General features: G+C 27.2%; 24 protein-coding genes. 10 read left to right on the top strand and 14 right to left on the bottom strand.

The genetic code is table 11. The annotated features are described in order from the left end of the window. Positions 1-8: 8 nt before the first annotated feature. The gene (locus tag LXN10_RS04965; protein ID WP_375724789.1) at positions 9-1,595 is read left to right on the top strand and encodes a hypothetical protein; all 1,587 of its coding nucleotides are present in this window, start codon (positions 9-11) and stop codon (positions 1,593-1,595) included. Position 1,596: 1 nt separating this feature from the next. Here the strand turns inward: LXN10_RS04965 and mqnE are convergent, their stop codons facing one another. The 5 genes from mqnE to LXN10_RS04940 form a co-directional block, all read right to left on the bottom strand. Continuing rightward, positions 1,597-2,658 carry an aminofutalosine synthase MqnE gene (gene mqnE, locus LXN10_RS04960; protein ID WP_375724788.1) on the bottom strand — a complete coding sequence of 354 codons (1,062 nt, stop codon included), beginning with the start codon at positions 2,656-2,658 and terminating at the stop codon, positions 1,597-1,599. Position 2,659: 1 nt separating this feature from the next. After that, the gene (locus tag LXN10_RS04955) at positions 2,660-2,977 is read right to left on the bottom strand and encodes a hypothetical protein (protein WP_375724787.1); all 318 of its coding nucleotides are present in this window, start codon (positions 2,975-2,977) and stop codon (positions 2,660-2,662) included. Next, positions 2,974-3,621, bottom strand: coding sequence for a carbonic anhydrase (locus LXN10_RS04950; RefSeq protein WP_375724786.1), 648 nt, complete (start codon positions 3,619-3,621; stop codon positions 2,974-2,976). Before LXN10_RS04950 ends, LXN10_RS04955 begins: the two co-directional genes overlap by 4 nt. A 13-nt stretch (positions 3,622-3,634) precedes the next feature. Continuing rightward, positions 3,635-4,723: an aminotransferase class I/II-fold pyridoxal phosphate-dependent enzyme gene (locus tag LXN10_RS04945; protein ID WP_375724785.1), complete on the bottom strand. Its 1,089-nt coding sequence runs from the start codon at positions 4,721-4,723 to the stop codon at positions 3,635-3,637. A 183-nt stretch (positions 4,724-4,906) separates the two neighbouring features. Further along, positions 4,907-6,511, bottom strand: a complete 1,605-nt coding sequence (locus LXN10_RS04940; RefSeq protein ID WP_375724784.1) for a cation:proton antiporter domain-containing protein — start codon at positions 6,509-6,511, stop codon at positions 4,907-4,909. An 88-nt stretch (positions 6,512-6,599) separates the two neighbouring features. Here LXN10_RS04940 and LXN10_RS04935 point away from each other — a divergent pair, with 88 nt between their 5' ends. Further along, positions 6,600-7,277 (top strand): DUF502 domain-containing protein, encoded by a 678-nt coding sequence (locus LXN10_RS04935; protein ID WP_375724783.1) that lies wholly within the window; start codon positions 6,600-6,602, stop codon positions 7,275-7,277. Between the two features lie 93 nt (positions 7,278-7,370). Continuing rightward, positions 7,371-8,783, top strand: coding sequence for a chloride channel protein (locus tag LXN10_RS04930; protein WP_375724782.1), 1,413 nt, complete (start codon positions 7,371-7,373; stop codon positions 8,781-8,783). Here LXN10_RS04930 and LXN10_RS04925 read toward each other — a convergent pair. The 3 genes from LXN10_RS04925 to LXN10_RS04915 all read right to left on the bottom strand — a co-directional run bounded on the left by LXN10_RS04925 (position 8,778) and on the right by LXN10_RS04915 (position 10,506). Then, the gene (locus LXN10_RS04925) at positions 8,778-9,113 is read right to left on the bottom strand and encodes a YraN family protein (RefSeq protein WP_375724781.1); all 336 of its coding nucleotides are present in this window, start codon (positions 9,111-9,113) and stop codon (positions 8,778-8,780) included. The genes LXN10_RS04930 and LXN10_RS04925 overlap by 6 nt on opposite strands. Positions 9,114-9,119: 6 nt before the next feature. Continuing rightward, positions 9,120-9,320 carry a sulfur carrier protein ThiS gene (thiS, locus tag LXN10_RS04920; protein ID WP_375724780.1) on the bottom strand — a complete coding sequence of 67 codons (201 nt, stop codon included), beginning with the start codon at positions 9,318-9,320 and terminating at the stop codon, positions 9,120-9,122. 76 nt (positions 9,321-9,396) lie between these two features. Continuing rightward, positions 9,397-10,506 carry a PLP-dependent aminotransferase family protein gene (locus LXN10_RS04915; protein ID WP_375724779.1) on the bottom strand — a complete coding sequence of 370 codons (1,110 nt, stop codon included), beginning with the start codon at positions 10,504-10,506 and terminating at the stop codon, positions 9,397-9,399. 106 nt (positions 10,507-10,612) lie between these two features. Between LXN10_RS04915 and LXN10_RS04910 the strand changes: the two genes are divergently transcribed. Genes LXN10_RS04910 through LXN10_RS04900 form a run of 3 tightly spaced genes read left to right on the top strand, consistent with a single transcriptional unit; the run spans position 10,613 to position 13,799 of the window. Then, the gene (locus LXN10_RS04910; RefSeq protein WP_375724778.1) at positions 10,613-11,491 is read left to right on the top strand and encodes an AraC family transcriptional regulator; all 879 of its coding nucleotides are present in this window, start codon (positions 10,613-10,615) and stop codon (positions 11,489-11,491) included. A gap of 53 nt (positions 11,492-11,544) precedes the next feature. Next, positions 11,545-12,390: a YitT family protein gene (locus LXN10_RS04905; protein WP_375724777.1), complete on the top strand. Its 846-nt coding sequence runs from the start codon at positions 11,545-11,547 to the stop codon at positions 12,388-12,390. After that, the gene (locus tag LXN10_RS04900) at positions 12,387-13,799 is read left to right on the top strand and encodes a leucyl aminopeptidase (RefSeq protein WP_375724776.1); all 1,413 of its coding nucleotides are present in this window, start codon (positions 12,387-12,389) and stop codon (positions 13,797-13,799) included. Before LXN10_RS04905 ends, LXN10_RS04900 begins: the two co-directional genes overlap by 4 nt. Positions 13,800-13,808: 9 nt before the next feature. Here LXN10_RS04900 and LXN10_RS04895 read toward each other — a convergent pair whose 3' ends face one another. The 4 genes from LXN10_RS04895 to pedF are packed head-to-tail and all read right to left on the bottom strand — an operon-like array spanning position 13,809 to position 16,756. After that, the gene (locus LXN10_RS04895) at positions 13,809-14,726 is read right to left on the bottom strand and encodes a quinoprotein relay system zinc metallohydrolase 1 (protein ID WP_375724775.1); all 918 of its coding nucleotides are present in this window, start codon (positions 14,724-14,726) and stop codon (positions 13,809-13,811) included. Continuing rightward, complete coding sequence (locus LXN10_RS04890; RefSeq protein ID WP_375724774.1) at positions 14,723-15,463, bottom strand: quinoprotein dehydrogenase-associated SoxYZ-like carrier; 741 nt, start codon at positions 15,461-15,463, stop codon at positions 14,723-14,725. The genes LXN10_RS04895 and LXN10_RS04890 overlap by 4 nt, the downstream gene beginning before the upstream one ends. 9 nt (positions 15,464-15,472) lie before the next feature. After that, positions 15,473-16,339, bottom strand: coding sequence for a substrate-binding periplasmic protein (locus tag LXN10_RS04885; protein WP_375724773.1), 867 nt, complete (start codon positions 16,337-16,339; stop codon positions 15,473-15,475). A gap of 3 nt (positions 16,340-16,342) precedes the next feature. Further along, the gene (pedF, locus tag LXN10_RS04880; protein ID WP_375724772.1) at positions 16,343-16,756 is read right to left on the bottom strand and encodes a cytochrome c-550 PedF; all 414 of its coding nucleotides are present in this window, start codon (positions 16,754-16,756) and stop codon (positions 16,343-16,345) included. Between the two features lie 147 nt (positions 16,757-16,903). On the opposite strand from pedF, the gene LXN10_RS04875 reads away from it, so the two are divergent. From LXN10_RS04875 to LXN10_RS04860, 4 genes are all read left to right on the top strand, one after another. Continuing rightward, positions 16,904-17,857, top strand: a complete 954-nt coding sequence (locus LXN10_RS04875; RefSeq protein ID WP_375724771.1) for an ABC transporter substrate-binding protein — start codon at positions 16,904-16,906, stop codon at positions 17,855-17,857. A 110-nt stretch (positions 17,858-17,967) separates the two neighbouring features. Beyond that, positions 17,968-18,594, top strand: a complete 627-nt coding sequence (locus LXN10_RS04870; RefSeq protein ID WP_375724770.1) for an ABC transporter permease — start codon at positions 17,968-17,970, stop codon at positions 18,592-18,594. A gap of 1 nt (position 18,595) precedes the next feature. Further along, on the top strand, positions 18,596-19,294 hold the full coding sequence (locus LXN10_RS04865; protein WP_375724769.1) for an ABC transporter ATP-binding protein: 699 nt from the start codon (positions 18,596-18,598) through the stop codon (positions 19,292-19,294). After that, positions 19,291-19,689 carry a DUF411 domain-containing protein gene (locus LXN10_RS04860; RefSeq protein WP_375724768.1) on the top strand — a complete coding sequence of 133 codons (399 nt, stop codon included), beginning with the start codon at positions 19,291-19,293 and terminating at the stop codon, positions 19,687-19,689. Before LXN10_RS04865 ends, LXN10_RS04860 begins: the two co-directional genes overlap by 4 nt. On the opposite strand, the gene LXN10_RS04855 is transcribed toward LXN10_RS04860, so the two are convergent. Continuing rightward, positions 19,686-20,123, bottom strand: coding sequence for a MarR family winged helix-turn-helix transcriptional regulator (locus LXN10_RS04855; protein WP_375724767.1), 438 nt, complete (start codon positions 20,121-20,123; stop codon positions 19,686-19,688). The genes LXN10_RS04860 and LXN10_RS04855 overlap by 4 nt on opposite strands. 75 nt (positions 20,124-20,198) lie before the next feature. Further along, positions 20,199-21,047, bottom strand: a complete 849-nt coding sequence (locus LXN10_RS04850) for a nuclear transport factor 2 family protein (RefSeq protein ID WP_375724766.1) — start codon at positions 21,045-21,047, stop codon at positions 20,199-20,201. Positions 21,048-21,147 lie beyond the last annotated feature (100 nt).

Raw genomic sequence — 21,147 nt, 5'->3', positions numbered from 1 at the left:
AGGTTTTTATGTTTGCAAAAAATTCTCAATATATAAGTATTTTAAAATATGATACACAATTAAAAATTGACTTTAAAAAACTTAAAAATGAAGATTTAGATAAAACAGAAGAATCAACTTTTATAATTCATGATGAGATGCTTTCACGAGATATTGCACAAAAAATAAATCAATGGCAAGAATCAATTCCTAAAACTTTTATTTCAACTTTATGTTTATGCCAAGATGAAAAGATCATCAATAAAACCAATAAAAAACTATTAGAATACTCAAAAGTTCAGTTAAATAATAGTTTTGATGTGGTTGTAAAAAAAGAGAAACTTTTTGAAGTAGAACACTATTTTGAGTTTACTGGATTAGATTATGTATTTTCTCCTTTTCAGGTTTTAAATCTTCATTTAGAACAAAATCCAACTTCTAATACACTGGTTGTATTGACTGTTAGTGATTATATTTATATTGTAATTGTAAATGAGTTAAACAAGATTGTTTTTAACAAAATCCAAAAAGTTCCTGAGTTCAAGGATATAAAAAGTTCTAGATTTTATGAATCAGAAGTATTGGGTCAAAAACTTTATGATGAAGTCTATTTTTTAGAATTACAGAATTTTATTTCTAAAACACTTAAAGAGTTTTACACAAATAAAAGTGAGTGTTTTGTAGATAAAATAGATATTTTGTACACAATTAAACAATTAAGTGATGAGCAAATTCAGCAATTAGAAGACGATATAATGATAAGTACTCATTATCACTATATTTCACTAAAAGATTCTATTTATGAGCTTTCACGAGGTCCTAATAGACTATTACAAAGTTATGTGAAACCAAGAGTTAAAAAAGGAAAATCATCAACTAAGTGGATTATCTTGTTACTAGTATTTTTATTAGCAATAACTGGGGCTGGAATTTATTATAAAGATAAAGTTATAAATATTGTTCAACAAATAAAAATGGCAAAAAAAGAAGAGCCTAAAAAAATAGTTGTTGAAAAAAAATATCCTTTACCAAATCACATAAATGCAAATAATCAAATAAGAGATGATATTGTTGTTTTGTTAAATGCTATTCCTTATGATATGGTGGTAGATACTTTAGAAATAAAAAGTGATAATTCAACAATTACTGGTAAAATGTTAACTCCTGATTCTTATATTAAAGATATCCAGCCTAAACTTTTAAAATTTTATAAGTACTCAAATATACAAGTAAAAGATTCAAAAAATATTGCTCTTGATGTAAGTATATACAATAGCGATCCTGTTGAAATTGATATAAGTAAGATATATAATGCTGCACTTCCAAAATATATAAATGACGGATTTATGCCTGTAAAAAGAGTAAGTGATCAGTTGAAAATCATATTACCAAAAAGTGCAGTATTAGTATATGATTCGACATTTAATTTAAATATTTCAACATATAACTACAGGGTGAATATGGTAATAAATTCACCTATAGAGTTTTTTAATTTATTGAGTAATTTAAATAAAGAGTTATACTCAATAAATGTATCTTACCCTATAATATTCTTGAAAAATCAAGACTCAAGTATTGAAGTCGATTTTGGACTTCAATTTAATCAGAATAAATAGTTTACCAAACTTTTAATTCATTATAAATTGAGTCTCTTTCAACTGGAATAAATCCAGAATTTTTAATCAAATCAACAAATGAACCAATAGGTAGACCATTTGCACTTGCTGCTCCTGCTGCACTTTGAATTGATTCTTTTTCTATTGTTCCATCTAAATCATTTGCTCCAAACTCTTGAGCTACAAGAGCTAGTTTAACAGTAGAAGTTACCCAATACGCTTTTATATGAGGAATATTATCAAGTAAAATTCTTGAAATTGCCATAGTTTTTAATATCTCTTGCCCAGTTAGGAAATCTTTTACTTTTAAGAAGTTATTTTCTTTTTGGTAAACAAGTGGAATAAAGGCATTAAATCCACCGCTTTTATCTTGCAAGTCTCTTAATCTTAACATATGGTCGATTCTGTGTTCTCTTGTTTCTATGTGTCCAAAAAGCATAGTTGCATTGCTTTTTTTACCTCTTTTGTGCCAAAGTTCATGAATGTCTAGCCATTGTTGTGAAGTAACTTTTCCACCACAAATTCTTTTTCTCACTTTTTCATCAAAGATTTCAGCTCCACCACCTGGCATTGAATCAACACCATATTCAACCATCAAATCAATTATTTCTTCATAGCTTTTATTATACTCTTCACTTAAAAAGTGAATTTCTGCTGCGGTTAAAGCTTTTACATGTATATGAGGATAAGCAGTTTTTATTTTTTTAAAAATTTCCAAGTACCACTCTAAACCAGTTTCTGGATTATGGGCTGAAACTATATGCACTTCTTTTATACCATTTAATGAAGAGTTTTTAACAACTTCCATAATCTCTTCATGCTTTAAAGTATAAGGTTTTGGATTTTTTCTACTTGCACTATACGCACAGAATTGGCATACATCTTTACAGATATTTGTTGGGTTTATATGTCTATTTATATTAAAATAACTTTTTTTACCATGTTTTTCTTCTCTTAATTTATTTGCATATTTACCTAAAACAAATAAATCCAAATCATAAAGTTCTAATGCCTCTTCATAATTTAATCTCTCATTTCTTTCTAACTTCTCTATAATACTCATTTTATTTACACTCTATTTCTTTTTTAAATTTCCCATTATGTTCATTTATAAAACCATAACACTCTTGTTTTGTCTCATCATTATTAAAACCAACTTTAAATAATTTACTTCGTATTCTAGTCTTTTCATCTTCTACTTGTGAAACACTATATACTGTCACTTTGCTTATACTTTTATAACCAAGTGAATTTAAAACTTCTGTTATTTTAGCGTCCCTTGATAGTGTTATTAATAAATATCCAACTATAGCTAAAATAATTAAAACTACTATAATAATTATACTTCTTTTAGGTATCTTTCTAACTTCTGTTTCACTCATATTATAAATTCCTTTAATGGTTTAAAATTATCTTCATTTTTATCATAAAAGTCGATATTACCTGTTTCTATATCATAATACCAGCCATGAATTAAAACTTCACCATTATCAAATCTTTTTTTTACTTCTGGATAAGTCAATAGATTTTCAAGTTGGTTTCTAATAGAGTTTCTCTCTGTTGCTCTATATTTCTCTTCTAGTGTTGTAAACTTTTGGCTTTTTAGAGTTCTTTGTTTAGCTTCTTCACCAAGTTTAAGCCAAACTTTTACATGTACCATTTTAGGATCATCAGAAATGTCATCATATAAAGCTTTACATGCTCCACAGTGTGAATGTCCACAAATAATAATATTCTTTACATTTAGAACAGAAACTGCAAACTCAATAGCAGCAGCACTTCCATGGAAATCTTCATCTTGCTTATAAGGGGGCACAAAATTACCAACATTTCTTAAAATAAACATATCACCTGGCTGAGTATCTAACATCAATTCAGGAGTAACTCTACTATCTGAACATCCAATAAAAAGAACTTCTGGTCTTTGTCCTAATTGAACACTCTCTTTTAAGTCTTTTTCAAAGTAAGGGAAATACTCTTTTTTGAATTTTTCATTTCCCTTTATTAATCTTTTAATAGTATTCATAATTTCCTTCCAATTATTTTTTAATTAGTTTACAAACTTTTTGTAAATCATTTATAGAAACATCTATTTTAGAAATAAGTCTAATAATAGCACTTTTTACTGTTGGTTGCCTAATTGCACCCACTATGTAGCCGTTTGCTAAAATTTCTTTTTGTATTTCTAAAACTTTTTTGTTTTCACCAATTTCATAAGCTATAATCAAAGACTTAGCTTCAATTCCTAATTCATCTTTTATAACTTCTTGTCTGTCTTTAATTTTTGTTTTTATTTCATTTGTATTTGTTAATATATATTTCAAAGATTCATTAGCTAAGGCTATATCAAATAGTGATGGAGCGGTTGTATAAATAACAGCTTTTGCTCTATTTATCAAAAAATCAATTATATTCTTTGAAGATAAAATGTATGCTCCATAGCTTCCATAGGCTTTTCCAAGAGTTCCCATTTTTATGTGATTTTTCTGTGGTTTGATATTGTAATAATCAAATATTCCTAAAAGATTATCTCCAATAACTCCCGAACTATGAGCTTCATCAACTATTAGTAAAGAATCATATTTTGAAGCAATATCAAAAAATTCTTTATGGGCAATGTTTCCACTCATTGAGTAAACACCCTCAATAGCAATAATAAATCTACCTTTTGTTTCTCTATTTTTAATTTTATTTTCTAAATCTTGGTAATCATTATGTGAAAAAAGAATAACTTGCTCTTTTTTTAATAGTTTACTTGCTAGTATTCCACTTGCATGATACTCTTCATCTATAAAAAGTGTATCACCTTTTCGAACTAATGCTTCTATCATAGAGACATTTGCTAAAAAACCACTTCCCACTACTAAAGCTTCTTCAAATTTATTTGCTTTTTTTAAATCATCTTCAAATTTTTTGTGAATTGGACTATATCCATTTACTAAGATTGAAGCTTTTGGGGATTTGTATTTTTGTTTTAATACATTTTCATAGGCATTTTTGAAAAGTGTTTCATTACTTGAAAGACCTAAGTAGTCATTTGAGGCTAAATCTATTAGATTTTCATCAAATATTTTTCTTTGTCTATATAAGTTAGATTTTTTTATAGCATTAAGTTCTTTTTCGTACAAAAGAATCTCCCTAAATTTAGTTAGAGATTATAGTTAATTATTCATTAAATACGATTTAAGCCTTTTAGCTATGTTTTTGCTATTTTTATAAGTTAGTATTCAATATTAATTTTTTATATACAAGTCTTAACTTTACAATCTTTATATTTGATGTTCACCAAAATAATCAAATACAAAGATTGTTTATTGAACTTCCAAACTCTCTTTTACAAGTAGCTCAGCAACCTCTTGATACGCATATACAAATTTTTTGATATTTAACTCTTTTAACATTTTTTTCTCTTCTATACTATCAACTTTTACAACCAAATTTGCATCTTTATAGAATGACAATATAGCAGTACAAATAAGGCCTATTTTATTTATATTGTCAAGTGTTATGATGATACTTGAGGTTTCATCAGCTTTAAGTGACTCTAAAACTGGAAGTTTATCTAAGTGTCCAAAGTATGCTTTAAAACCTCTTTTTCTGGCAAGTAAAACATGTCGTAAGTCATCTGAAATAATTACAAAAGGTACTTTTCTTTCTTCTAAAGTATTTGCAATCATTCTTCCAAGCATAGAGTATCCACAAACTATAGTATGGTTTTTTTGATCAATTGGTGTAATTTTATCTGACTCATAAAACTCAACTACAAAATAAGAAGCTAATTTATAGATATTATTTATGATAAAAGGAGTAATTATCATAGATAATACAGTAACTAAAATCAAAAATTTACTCAATTCTTCTGATAAAATATTATTAGTTGCAGCTAGTGCAAAAACTGCAAAAGAGAATTCTCCCACTTGACAAAGGGCAATTGCTGATTTTACCGAGTCACTTTTATTTTCTTTAAACTTAATAATAAAATAAATTACAGCTGCTTTTATAGCCATAACAGCTACAAAGATTAGTAATACATAATGAATATTTGAAAGTAAAAAAACAACATCTATTTTCGTCCCAACTGAGAAGAAAAATGTACCTAAAAGTAAATCTTTATATGATGAAATATCTGATTCAACTTTTACATGAAAAGAACTATCCGCAATAATCATACCAGCAATAAAAGCTCCAAGGGAATATGTAAATCCTAAACTATGAGCTAAAATAGAAGTTCCAATTACTATTGATAAAACAGAAGCTAAAAATAACTCTTCAAGTTTTGTTTGAGTAGAAAGTCTTAAAAGCAATGAAATAAGTCTTTTCCCAATTATAAACATAAAAGCTATAATACCAACAGCTGAAACTACTGTTTTCAAAAGTACTTCTTGCAAACTTAATGTATCATTTGATAAAAAGCTAATTAGTAATAGTATTGGAATTACTGCTAAATCTTGAAATATCAAAATTGCAGTTGCTCTTTGTCCATATGGTGTATATATATCTTTTGATTGCTTTAAATAAGTCAAAACAATGGCAGTTGAAGATAGTGAAAAGGCAAGTGAGATTATTAAAGATGAATTTGTATCAATTGAAAATACATATTTAGAAATAACAAATATAATAACTGCACTAATGAATACTTGCGAAAGACCATCAAAGATTAAAGCATTTTTCATTCTTTTTAGTTTTTCTATAGGCATTTCTAATCCTATAGAAAACATCAAAAATACTATACCAAATTCAGCAATTAAATTTAGAGCATCAAGATCTTCTTCACCATTAAAGTTAAACAAAGTACTTATTAGTGTACCAGTTATGATATATCCCAAAATATGGGATACAGATAGTTTTTTAAATATGATATTTAAAACAGTTGAAATTGATAATGATATAAATAAAATAAATAGTATTGATTCCATATGATATATTATCAAAAAAACGAAACAATAAAAAAATTATTTGTATATAAAATATCCAAATAATGATATAATTTTTTAAAGGATGAATATGTTAAATAAGTTTAAAATTTTTTTAAGTCATGGTAAAAGTCACATTTTTGAAATAATATTAAAAGGTCTTTTTTGGTTAGCACCAATTGTTGCTATTACAATTATTATTAAATGGATATATGGGAAAATAGATTCAATAACAGGATATTTATTTCAAACCCTTGGAGTAAATCCCGAGCATTTTCCTTTTATTTGGACGATTGTTGGTGTTTGTTTACTTTTATTTATTGCATATGTTGTTGGGATTTTTGTAGAAACAAGACTTGGAGACTTTGTTCAAAAGATATACTCTAAAGTACCTGGATATGAGACAGTTAAAGAACTTATAAATATATTTAATACTTCAAAGTCTGGTGAAAAGAAAGTATTAGTTGTATTAATAAGAGGATTTTCTAAAGAAGATTATAATATAGGTTTGATGTACTCTACTAGTGAAAGTATTATTAAAGATCATTATACAGTTACTCTTTCAATGACTCCAATTCCAAATGGTGGATTTATGTTTGAAGTTCACAAAGATAAAATATTAGTAATCGAAGAAGCTACTTTTGATACTAATTTACAATATTTATTATCAATGGGTGTAAAATCAATGGCAGATATTTTAAAAATAGAACCAAAAGGCATTGATGAGTTTAAAACTATTGTAGAATATTTGGATAATAAAAAATCTTAAAAATCTTTGATTTTTAGGGTTTATTCAAACTAAATATTATTTTTTTTCTGATATAATCGCTTACTAATAAAACACTTTTTTAAAGTAGCTATCATGACAAATAAAAACTTAAATAAACACCTTGCTGAACAAACAGTAATGTTCGCAAGTATCACAAAATGGATATTAATTTCTTCTTTAATTGGTGCACTAGTTGGTGCAATCGTATCTTTATTTTTAAAGCTTCTAGAATATTGTGAAAACTCGAGAGACTTACTTCCTTTTAATTATTATTACACCTTACCTTTTGCTCTTGTTATTACAGTATTTTTAATAAAAAAGTTTGCACCAAGTGCCCAAGGACATGGAACAGAAAAAGTTATTGAAGCTGTACATAAAAAATCTGGTGAAATGGATATCAAAGTAATACCAATAAAATTATTTGCAACAGTATTAACTATCTTTGCAGGTGGTTCAGTTGGTAAAGAGGGACCAGGAGCACAAATAGGTGCTGCTGCTGCTTCTTTTATAGCAAATTTATTTAAGTTCTCAAGACGAGATAAAAAGAAAATGGTTATTTGTGGTATTAGTGCTGGGTTTGCTTCTGTATTTGGAACTCCATTAGCAGGTGCTATATTTGGTGTTGAGATACTAATTGTCGGTGCTTTGATGTATGATATTTTACTTCCATCAATTGTTGCTGGATTTTCTGCTTTTTTTGTGGCAAAAATGTTATTTGGTATTAGTTATACATATTTTGATATTGCTTTTTATACGGTTTTTGATTTTAATTATGCTCTAATAGCTAAAATCTTAATTGGTGGGATATTTTTTGGATTAGTTGCAGATTTTATTATTACTACTATGTCTGTGGTTGAAAAGTTTGCAAGTAGTCTAAAAATAAATTATATGTTAAAAGCTTTTTTAGGTGGAGTTGTAATTGTAATTCTTACAATGATTTTTGGAACTGAATATTTAGGATTGGGATTTGAGACTATTAAAAGCTCATTATCTTCTAGCTTTGAGCTTCACGAAAATGTGCCTTGGTATGCCTTTATCTTTAAAACTGTCTTTACTGCACTTACTTTAGGTTTTGGTGGAAGTGGAGGAGTTATTACTCCTGTGTTTTATATCGGGGCTACTAGTGGAAACTTCTTTGGTTGGCTAGTTGATGGATATATTCCATTATTTGCTGCGTTAGGGTTTGTAAGTGTTCTTGCAGGTGCTACTAGTGCTCCAATTGCAGCTATGATTATGGCAGTTGAACTTTTTGGTATGAATGTTGCCCACTATGCAGCTTTATCAATTATAATCGCCTTTTTAATGACAGGACATAGAAGTGTTTTCCCTTCTCAACTTTTAGCTATGAAAAAATCAGAAGCACTAGATGTGAATTTAGGGGAAGAGATTAATAATACCCATGCAACTTATACAACTAAGTTTTTTGAAAATATAGGAAAAATAGGAAAACTAATTTATAGAAAACTAAAAGAGCAAAGAGCTAGAAATAAGGATGAAGACCTATAGAGTTATATTTTCTAAAAACTCTAGTTCTTCATTTACAACAATAATTGCATCTATACAAAATGCAACATTTAGTTTTTTGGTTTGTAAATAATAATCAGCACTTTTTTTTATTTTTGATAGCTTTGATTTAGTTATATTATTTACAGCTGCTTCATATTCAAGACCAGATTTCACTTCCACAAAATGATAAGTTTCATCTTTTGAAGCAATAATATCAATTTCACCTATTTTTTTTGCAAAAAAGTTTTGCTCAACTATTTTAAATCCTTGTGAGCTTAAGTACTCACAAGCTTTTGTTTCTGCATATTTACCTTTGTTTAGAGTAGACATTGTCTATCAACCACCACCAACAAATTGTAATAGTTCTAATTTATCACCATTTAGAGGTTTATATTTTGTCCATTCATCTTTTTTCACTATTTCCATATTTACAGCCGCCGCCATAACCTTATCTTCTATTTTTAGAGAAGTTATAATTTCTTGTAAAGAGATTCCTTCTTGGAATTTTTTTTCTTCACCATTAACAACAATATTCATTACACTTTACCCCATTTAGGTTTATTTAAATGATGATTTTATCAAAAATATCTTTATGTTAAGTCAAATAAAAATATTAAGACTTAAGAGCTTCTGCTATTATTTTAATGCCTTTTGTAATATCTTCTAAACTAGAGTTTGTAAAATTAAATCTAATCTCATTTTTATTTTTATTTTTTACATAAAATTCACACCCTGGTACAAATACAACTTTCTTCTTCATGCATTTATTTAAAAGCTCAAAACTATCAACATCTTTAAACTCACCATATACAAACATTCCACCTTTTGGTTTTTCATAAATAAACTCTGGAAGGTATTTATCTAATTGTTTACAAAAGTATTCTGATTTTTCTTTGTAATATTTTCTTAAAATATTTAAGTGGTTTTGATATTTTTTGTCATTTTTTAAATACTCATTTAAAAGATGTTGAGATAAACCACAACTATGTAAATCAATACTCTCTTTTATTACTAAAAGTTCATCTATTAGTTTTTTATTTGCTCTTATCCAACCAATTCGAAGTGAAGGACAAAGTGTTTTTGAAAAAGAACCTAAGTGAAAACTATTATTTGGAATAAGTGAGCTTATACTTTTGTTTTTTTCATCAAAATATAGTTCAGTATAAGGGCTATCTTCTATTAGTAATCCATTATTCTTTTCAACTATTTTTGCTACTTCTTCTCTTTTGTATTTAGAATAAGTTCTAGTTGATGGGTTTTGAAAATCTGGAATCAAATAGCTTAATTTTGACTTTTCATAAGCTTTTTCAAAAGCTTTTAACTCTATTCCATCGCTTTCTAGTGGAGCAGTTTTCATTTTTAAATCATTTAATTTAAAAGTATTAATTGCACCTAAATAAGAAGGATCTTCCAAAACTATAGATTTATTTTGGAAATATCTTGCTAAGATGTATAAAGCTTGTTGGCTTCCTGTAGTAATAAGTATATTTTCTGCTGAGGTTTCAAAGCCTTCATTACAATATTGTTTTGCAATTTTTTTTCTTAGACTTTTAATTCCATTACTTAAACTATATTGCCATACATCTCTTTTTTTTAAGATGTTGTTTGCAGATAATTTTAAATCATCAACTGGAAATAATAAGCTATTTGGTAAACCACCTGCAAAAGATATTGTCTCTTCATCTATTGCTTCAAGTATCTCTCTTATAAATGAGCGTTTCATTTAATCCTCTTTTTTAGTGAAATGATATATGAATTAAATTTTTTATTCTTTACACTTTTTGCTATAAAAACTATCTATTCTTGCTAAAAATGTAATATAATATTTTATGAAAAAAGAGACTTTGGAAAAAAGAGCAAAAATTACAAATTACATCATGTATTATATTTATCAATACATTGATACAGATATAAATATTGATACACTAAGTATGGATTTAAATATTAGTAAATTTCATATGCATCGTATCTTTAAAGAAGAGTTTGGAAAAAATATTTATGAAGCAATTAAATCTATAAGATTACAAAAAGCCTCTACTTTACTTATAACAAATAGGTACTCAACTATAACACAAATAGCTGCTATGTGTGGATATAGCTCCCAAACCTCTTTTATAAGAGCATTTAAACAAAGATTTAATTGTACTCCTAAGAAGTGGAAAAATGATGGTTATAAAGAGTACTCTAAAGAGATTTTAAAAGATTCAATTGATTCTTTGGATTTAAATATTCCTGAATTTAATATTGAAGCGAAAATTGTAAAAATGCCCAAATTAAGAGCTTATTATATAAGACATGAAGGTTATGATAATAGTATAAAAAATATTTGGCAAAAACTTTATACTTGGACTTTTACTAAAAATATAAAAAATTATAAACAAATAGGTATTCATCACGATAATCCAGTAATTACACCTCTTGATAAGTGTCAATACATAGCTTGTATTGTCTTAGAAGATGATATTGAAATAGAAGAGTCTTCTCTTCCAACATTTTTAATTCCAGATGGAATATACGCAAAATTCCACCTAGAAGGTTTTTCTGGAGATACTTTAAAATTTATGCGATGGCTTTATCATACTTGGTTATTAAATAGTGGATATGAGACTAAAACAGCACCTTCTTATTCAATATATGAAAAGAATCATTTTTTAGAAGATGATGAAAAATTTATTTTAGATTATTATTTACCTATTACATATGTATAAATAGTACTTAATATAAAATTGGTATAATCGCAAAAAATTATACTAGGGAAGATATGAAGAAAAAAGATTTGTTAAACTATTTATATGTTTTATTAGGAACTATGTCTTTGTCTTTTGGTGCTGTAACTTTATTATCTCCAAATGAGATAATAACAGGTGGAGGAATAGGTATTGCTTTGCTTATTCATTATGTGTTTCCTAGTCTTACTTTAGGTACATATATTATATTAGTTAGTGCTCCATTTATACTTGTAGGATATATTTATTATGGTAAAAAATATACCTTTAAGACACTTATTACAATGTTATTACTTTCCTTCTTTACAGATTTTTTTAAAGAAGTTTTAGAGTTAAAACCTTTGGTAAATGATATTCTTTTAGGAGCTGTATTTGGAGGTATATTTGTAGGATTGGGTGTTGGATTTATTATGAAAGGTAAATCTTCAACAGGTAGTACTTCTATTTCAGGAGAATTAGTAGCTTCGAAAACGAAATTCAAAGTATCTGAAATATTATTAGCTCAAGATGCAGTGATTTTGATTAGTTCAATATTTGTGTATGGAGATATTAAGAAATCATTTTATAGTCTTATTGGAGTTTATATTACTTCAAAAATTGTTGACATGGTATTAACAGGAAGACCTTCAAAAAAAGTTGTTCATATAATCTCAAATAAGGTTGAAGATTTAACTGTACACATAAGAGAAAGAATTGAAGAGCATGGAGCTGTGATTACAGGAGTTGGTTTACATAAAGGGCAAGATAAGAATATAATCTTTGTAGCTGTTGAAACAAATAAGATACAATTATTAAGAGATATTATTTCAAAGCATGATCCAGAAGCATTTTTAATCATTTCAGAAGCTTCTGAAATACTAGGAAGAGGAACTAAAATATGAAAATAAAATTAAAAGAAATAGAAGAATTTGATATAGAGATTGTTGTTTTAAAAAGTTTAAAAGAGTGCAAAAAAGAAGAAAAAGAGTTATTAAAACAAAGTGGTTTTAATGCAAATGAAGGTGAAGTTCTATTTCATGGAAAAAAACTATATGTTGGTACGAAAAAACTAAAAGGTGAAGATCTAAAAATCGCTTTTTCAAATGCCATAAAAGCTATTTTAAAAACTAAATATACAAATATAAAAATCTCACTTGTAAATAAAGATAAGGGATTAAATCTAAAAGACATCGTTGAAGGTTTAGTTCTAGGATCATATTCTTTTAATAAGTACAAATCAAAAAAAGAAGAAAAAGAGTTAAATGTTTTTATTGATAACAAAGATTCAAAACACAAAAAAACTGATTTACAAAATGAGTTAAATGAAACAGTAGCAATTTGTGAAAGTGTAAACTTGGTTCGAAATATTGTTAATACTACACCTGAAGATTTTACTCCAATAACAATGGCCGAAAAGGCAAAAGAAATATCTTTTGCAAATGGCTTAGAGTGTAAAATTCAAGGTGAAGAGTATTTAGAAAAGCATGGGATGAATGCTATGTTAGCAGTAGGTCGTGCTTCAAGACATGAAAGTCAACTTATACATTTAACATATAAACCCAAAAATCCAAAGGGCAAAATTGTTCTTGTGGGAAAAGGCTTAACATACGATTGTGGAGGATTGAGTTTAAAATCAAGTGAAGGCATGGTCTCTATGAAATGTGATAAAAGTGGAGCAAGTGCAGTCTTAGGAGTAATGAATTCTCTAAATGCTATTTCTTGTGAATATGAAGTTCATGGAATCTTAGGGGCTGTTGAAAATATGATTGGTGGAGATGCTTATAAACCAGATGATGTATTAGTGGCTCGTAATGGTAAAACTATAGAAGTGAGAAATACAGATGCTGAAGGTCGATTGGTACTTGCTGATTGTTTATGTTATGCCCAAGACGAGATTAAAGATATAGACTATATATTTGATTTGGCAACACTAACAGGAGCTTGTATCATCGCTTTAGGGGAATATACAACGGGTGTAATGGGACATAATAAAAAGCTAAAAACTAAAATTGATAAAGCAGCAGAGAAATCAGGGGAATTAGTTGGGTTTTTGCCATATAATAGATATTTACCACCAATGATAAAAAGTGAGGTTGCTGATATTGTAAATTCTGTTGGTTCAAAAGCCGGTGGAGCAATTACAGCATCACTATTTTTAGATAATTTTATAAAAGATGAGAATAAAAATAAGTGGCTACATTTTGATATTGCAGGAGCTGCTTATAGAGAAAAAGTATGGGGATATAATCCTTATGGAGCAAGTGGAGCAGGGGTTAGACTTCTTTTAGAGTTTATAAAAAATCAAAAATAGTGATAATAGCTATTTTTGATAATTTTCCATTCTTCTTTTTTCATATTTAGGGTAAAGATTTATAATACTTCTTTCAAACTCTTCTTTAAACATTGTAAAATTTTTAAACTCTTTAGGAATTGGTCTAGCAAGAATTTCAAAGATGTCTAAACCATTTCTTGCGCTATTTTTTAATGTATTATCCAAATAGTTTAAATAAGCGATATCTTCATCTATGGCATTTTTAGTTTTATCAATTCTTCCATGCCCTGGAACTAAGATTTTGTAATTTATTTTTTTTAATTTTTCTAATGATTTTATCCAATCTGGAATATTCGCATGTGGAGTTGCAAGGGTTCTTTTATTGAAAACTAAATCTGCTGCATAAAGAATTTTAGTATTCTCATCATAAATTACTAAATCACTTTTTGTATGACCATCTAAATAAAAAAGTTTTAATTTATATCCATCTAGATTTAACTCATTTGATTTTAGTATTTCATTTGGAACTTTTATTTTAGTACCATTCATAGCACCTTGCACCAAATTATTTAGATTTGCTATATACAAATCTCCATTTTGCTCTATTTCTTTTTTAGTAAACTCTGTTGAGAAGATTTCACTATTTTTAAAGGCATTATCACCTAAAAAATGGTCAGGATGGTGATGGGTATTGATGACATATTTTATGGGCTTGTTTGTGATTTGTTTTATTTTCTCTTTTAATTGTTCCCCATACTCATATGAACTACCAGTATCAATTAAAATAATACTATTTTTTGTGATAATAAAAGCAGTATTTGAAATATCACCCCCATTATCAACAGAAAAATACTCCTCTTTTCCATAAAAATAGTAGCTATTATTAGCTAATTTTATAGGTTTTAATTTAAAATCAAAAGAAAAACAAAAAGTAAAAAGGCTTAAAAATATTAATAATGATTTCATTTTATATCCACTGAAAATTCATTCCCATCAGTATCATAAAAGCTAACTTTATAATCTTCACTTTTATTTTTTGTTTCAAAAATAAATCTAGGGTTTTCACTTATTGCAGAAGAAGAAGTGATATCAGAGAGTTTTTTATCTTTAGAAAAAATAGATATTTTATTTATATAAAAGGCACTATTACCAAATACTAAGCCAGTTTCCATTGGATGAAAAATTGAAGTTTTTATTCTAGTGATATCATCTTTTTCAAAAATTTCACCTTTTGCTTTTCCTAAATATTTATCAAAATTTGTATCACTAGAAGATACACTTGCAACAGAACATCCCCCTCCAAAACTTTTTATATCTGCACTTCCTATATGCCAAATACCTTTATCATCTTGAACTAATGCTCTTAATGGAGTCTCTTGAGCAACTTTAATATTTAAGGAAATTATTGGAAGTAAATCTGTTAATTTCATATCTACAATTATTGGAATTGGGTTTAAATCAGCAAAAACAATCATTCTTTTTGCATTTTTTATTTTTTTAGCATCTATGAAAATAGGAACTTGTATTGGATTATCTGCAAATTTTGGAACATCTACTATTATATTTTTATCATCAAAAATATATTTTTCACCCTTAATAGTATCTTTTATAATATCACTAAAAGTGGGGGAACTAATAGGATTATTAGCAAAAAGATTTTGAGAATATATAAATAAAAGAAGAGCAAAAAATATATTTTTCATCATAAACTCCTATTGTGTTTTAGCAATTGGAGGCATATATTCAACTCCATATTTGTTAAAAATATCTTTAATTTCACCATTTTTATAAGCTTTTTCTATCACACCATCAATAAAGTAGCTTAGTGCTCTATAGTTACTTCGTACAGCTGTTGCTAAATCCCATTTTGATTTCATCATTGGAATACTATCGGACATATAATATTTATCTTTATTGTCTTTATATTTTAACATGTATTCAAGTTGTGTTTTTAATCCTGCAATTGCGTCAATTTTACCTAATTTAAAATCTTTAATTGCATCATCAAAATTTCTATAGTGTTTAACATTTTTTCTTATTAAACCTCTAGCAAATCCACTTAAGTGGAGATCTGGAAGCATATCAACTTCCACACCTACTGTTTGATAAGCAAATATTCCCAAAGTAGTTATTTTAGGAATTATTTCTTTGTGAGTTGCTATTACCCATTTTTCTGATTGATAAGGGCCTTTTATTGTGACCATGTCATTTTGAAGTTCACCTGTTTGTTTATCAGTTAATCTCATATATGCATAATCATAAGGTATTCTAAACATAACATCAGCTCTGTTTTTATGTACCTTATTTCCCCTTGAAATAGTATTTCTTAAATCAGCGGCTAAATCCTCATCAAAACCTGTAAAATACCAAACTGGTTTTACTCCAAGGGCTTTAGCGACTTTTTTACCAAGGTCAACATCAATTCCTTTTGCTACACCTTTTTGTTTAAAAGAGTATGGTGGAAAATCCTTATAAACTGCAATAATTATTTCTCCACTTTTTTTTATATCTTCAATGCTTCTTGCATGAAGAGAAAGTGCTAATAGTAAAATGATGAGTGTTGATTTAAGAATACTCATTTCTTACTCTTCTATATGTTTACTTACTATGAAACTTCTAATTGCCCACATAGCTTCTTGGCTTAGAACTCCTTCAAATGGTGGCATATAAACATTTCCATTTCTAACTGCTCCACCTCTTATTCTTTCCATAAACCATTCATCTCCATCCATACCTGTACCTAAGTATCTTAAGTCAGGAGCAATACCACCTGAAACAACTTCTAATCCATGACATCTAGCACAGTTTTCTTCATATCCATGTTTACCAATCTCTATGGCTTTCTTATTGCCTACATATGGATTCGTTTCTAACCACTCTTTACCTAGTGGCTTTAATCCTTTTGTATCTACAGGTTGAGGTACAACATCTCCATGTCCATATGCGAATACTGTTGAAAGCAAAACAGTAAGACCTAATTTTTGTATTTTGTTCATCTATCTTCCTTTGTAAATTTTCTGATAACGAAACTATACAAATATTTTATAGCCTGATTATAGCGATTGATTTTTTTTTTAACTACGCTAAATTCAAGCTATAAATTTTGTATACAATTTTACAAATCAGTAATTTAAGGCTCAATCATGAAATATAAAATATTCTTAGTTTTCATCTTTTTTTTAATAAATCTAAATGCCCAACAAAAACTTAGAGTCGGAGTCTTAGCATATGGAACTGTAAACTGGGGCTTGGAAATTTTAAAACAAAATGGTCTTGACAAAAAAAATGGCTTTGATTTAGAAATAGTAAAATTAGCATCAAAAAATGCCCAACTAATCTCTTTACAAGCAAATAAAGTTGACTTGATAGTAAATGATTGGATTTGGGTAAATAAACAAAAAAGTAAAGGTAAAAATTTTCTTTTTTATCCATATTCAAAAGCTTTGGGAACTTTAATGGTAAATAATCAAAGTGCAATAAATACCTTAAGTGATTTAAAAAATAAAGAACTAGGTATTTCAGGTGGAATCTACGATAAAACTTGGCTTCTTTTTAGAGCTTATTACAAAAAAGAAAATGGTGAAAAATTTGAAGAGATAGTTAAACCAGTATTTGCTTCACCTCCAATTTTATATAAAAAAATGATGGATAACTCTTTAAATGCAGCAATTAACTTTTGGCACTTCAATGCAAAACTTCCAAAAGAAAAATTTACTCCTTTGATAGAAATAAGTGATATCTTAAAAAGCTTAGGTATAAATAGTGATATAAGTTTCGTAGGCTGGGTATTTAACAAAGATTTTGCTTCTAAAAACAAAGATTTAATAAACTCTTTTTTTAATGCAAGTTTACAATCAAAAGAGTTATTAGCAAGTGATGATAAACAATGGGATAAGATAAAAAAACTAGTAAAAACAAAAGATAATAAAATATTTGAGTCTTTAAAACAAGAGTATATAAAAGGAATAATAACAGAGTTTACAAAAGATGATATAAGTGAGTTAAAAAAAGTTTATAAGATTTTATCAAGGGAAGCTGGGGCAAGTTATATAAGTAAAGATGTACCATTTGATGAAACTATATTTTGGTTAAAATAATGCTGAAAAATCAAACTAAAATCTTCTCTTTTATGTTATTTTTGATTCTTTGGCAAGCTCTTTCCTTGCTTATTAATTCAGACTTGTTTCCAAGCATAATTGATATTGTAATGAGTTTGCAAGAACATATTGAAAATAAAGATCTTTTCTGGAATTTGTTTATAACTTTATATAGAGTATTTGTAGCCTTTTTTATTACTATGTTTATAGGAGTGATTTTTGGGTTGCTTATGGGATTTTATAAAAGAGTTGATGATTTTTTTGATTTTTTCTTAATCTTAGGCTTAAATATTCCAGCACTAGTTACTATTATTATTTGTTATATTTGGTTTGGGCTTACTGATTTCTCAGCTATTTTAGCAGTTGTTATAAATAAAGTTCCAATTATAATTGTGAACATTAGAGAAGGAACAAAGGCTTTTGATAAGAAGTATATGGATTTTGCAAAGATTTATAAACTATCAAGAAAAGAGATTTTTTTTAATATCTATCTTCCTCAATTATATCCTTATCTTTTAGCGACGACTAGGTTATCCCTTTCACTTATTTGGAAAATTGTTTTAGTGGTGGAACTTCTTGGTAGAAGTGATGGGATTGGTTTTCAAATAAGTATGTTTTATCAATACTTTGATATTTCTTCTATTTTAGCTTACTCTTTTGCTTTTATTTGCGTAATTTTACTAATAGAAGATAAGATACTAAAACCAATAGATAACAGATTAAAAGTTTGGAAATAAGATGCTAAATATAAATATTAAAGAAAAGAAATTTAATGATAATATCATATTAAAAAATATAAATATTTCCATTAAAGAGGGTGAATTTATTTCTGTTATTGGACCTTCTGGTTGTGGGAAAACCACATTATTAAATATTGTATCCAGCTTAGATATGGATTATCAAGGAGAGTTATTAGGGGACTTTTCAAAACTCTCTTTTATGTTTCAAGATGCTAGATTATTACCTTGGCTTAGTATAAAAGATAATTTGCTTCTTGTTTCAAAAACAAAAGATATGGATGAGATAGAAGAAATGCTTTGTTTAATTGGTTTAAATCATATTTTAAATGAGTATCCAAATAGACTTTCAGGTGGTATGAAAAGAAGGGTTGCTCTTATAAGAGCTTTTATAAATAAACCTAAAATAATAGTTTTAGATGAACCTTTTATTTCACTAGATTATCCAACTTCAATGGCCTTAAAAAAAGATTTTTTAGCCTTTTGTAAAAAGTTTAATCCTACAGTTATTCTTGTAACCCATGATTTAAGTGAAGCTGTACACTTATCAAATAGAATAATATTTTTAAGCTCTAATTATGCTACGAAGATTTTAGATTATGAAAATGATAATAATCAAGAATCAGATATTAAAAGAATAGATGAAAAGAAAAATATAATTTTAGATTTATATCCTAAAATTTTAGAAGGAAAGATATGAAAAAGTTAGTTTTTATCTCAATATTTGCAAGCTTTTTATGTGCACAAAGCTCTATGATGCAAATATATAAACCAGTAACAGGTTCTTGTCCTCAAGATTGGATTGAAGAGATGACAAAAGAAGTAAAAGAGGTAAATGTAGTCTCTTTAATGAATGTAAAGAATTTAAAAAAAGAAATAGGTATTCCAAAAGAGATACAATCTTGTAATACTTCTATTATAGATGATTATGTATTTGAGGGAAATGTTCCAGCTCGTGCCATAAAAGATTTTTTTAAAACAAAACCCAAAAATGCCATAGGTTTATCACTTCCTGCTTATGAAAATGATAAAAGTCCTAAAACTGTTTTTGTGTTATTTGAAGATAAAACTTATAAAATATTTGGTAAATATTAAATAATATCTTCAGAGTTTAGATTCTTTATTACTTGTTGTAAAGTTTTTTCTGTTTGAATTGCTTCATTTGGAGTTAAGTTTTTATAAATAATGCTATTAACATTATTTGATATTTCTTCAAATACTGGTTTTAGATCTTTACCTTTTTGTGTTAATTTTACAAAGGTAACTCTAGAATCTATTTTTGACTTTTCTTTTTCTATATAACCCATTTTTACTAACTTATCCACCAGTATTGTAACAGTTGGTTTTGTTTTATGAACAAAGTTTGATATGTCTTTCATCGTAACTTGTTCATTTTCATATAATAAAATAAAAATACTTCCATGTGATGGAACAATGCCATTTATATGGTTCTTTTCTAGCTGGGAGATAATTAATCTATTTGATAAATCTGTTATTTTACTTGCAAGAGCAATTAATTCTTTTTTCATTTTTTGATTATAGTTAGATGACTAATTATTGTCAAGGGTTTAAATGTAGCAAAGATTGCTACATTTAATATTTTATTAGAATTTTCCATTAGAATTTTGCCATTTAGATTTATCTAAAATCTCTTCAATTGTGTCCCAATGCTCTACAATTTTCCCATCTTCTATTCTAAATAAATCATAAAAACTAGATGATTTATTCATAAATATTCCTTCACTTATTGCTAATACAAAATTTCCTTCTGCTAATATCATGTGATTTTTTTCATATGTCATTGGCATTCCAGCTTTTGATAGGGCACTTAAGGCTTCACCTAAACCACTAAGTCCATCTTTTACATTAGGATTGTGTTGTAAATATTTTTTTGTAGAGATGTATTCTGTGATTTTATTTGGATTTTTTCCAATCAAAATATCATTTACAAAGTTTTTAACTAATAGTTTATTTTGAGTAGTTTTTTCTATATCTTCTACTTTTGTAGCACCATCAATTTGAGATCTACCACTTGCTGTTGTTTTTGAAATAGCTTGTAAATTATCCCAATGTTCAACAATCTTTCCATTTTCAAATCTAAATACATCAAAACCAACTTTTTCTCCAAAGAAATTATATTTTGTATGTGTAAATACATAATCTCCATCTTGAAATACTCTTATTACATCAACTTTAGCATTTCCTTTTGGAAGTTTACTTAATAGTTCTCCAAAACCTTTTAAGCCATCTTTTACAGCCAAGTTATGTTGAATATATTTATTTTGATTGATATATGATACTGGCTTTGTATCTCCTGTTTCAATTGAGTTTAATAACTCTACAACTTTTTCTTTTTTTGTAACTTTATTATTTTCTTTTTGTAAATTTGTATTATTTACGCAAGCAGTGAAAGCTAAAATAATCAAAAGCAATATTCCTAAATTCTTTTTCATCTCTTATCCTTATCTTTTTTTATAATTAGATATCTAACTATTTATATTGAAATTATAATTAGATATCTAACTAATGTCAAGGGAAAGTATAAAACTTGTA

Source organism: Arcobacter iocasae (genome assembly GCF_042214795.1).
Classification (GTDB): Bacteria; Campylobacterota; Campylobacteria; order Campylobacterales; family Arcobacteraceae; genus Arcobacter; species Arcobacter iocasae.
This window is presented reverse-complemented; position numbering and strand designations above follow the sequence as displayed.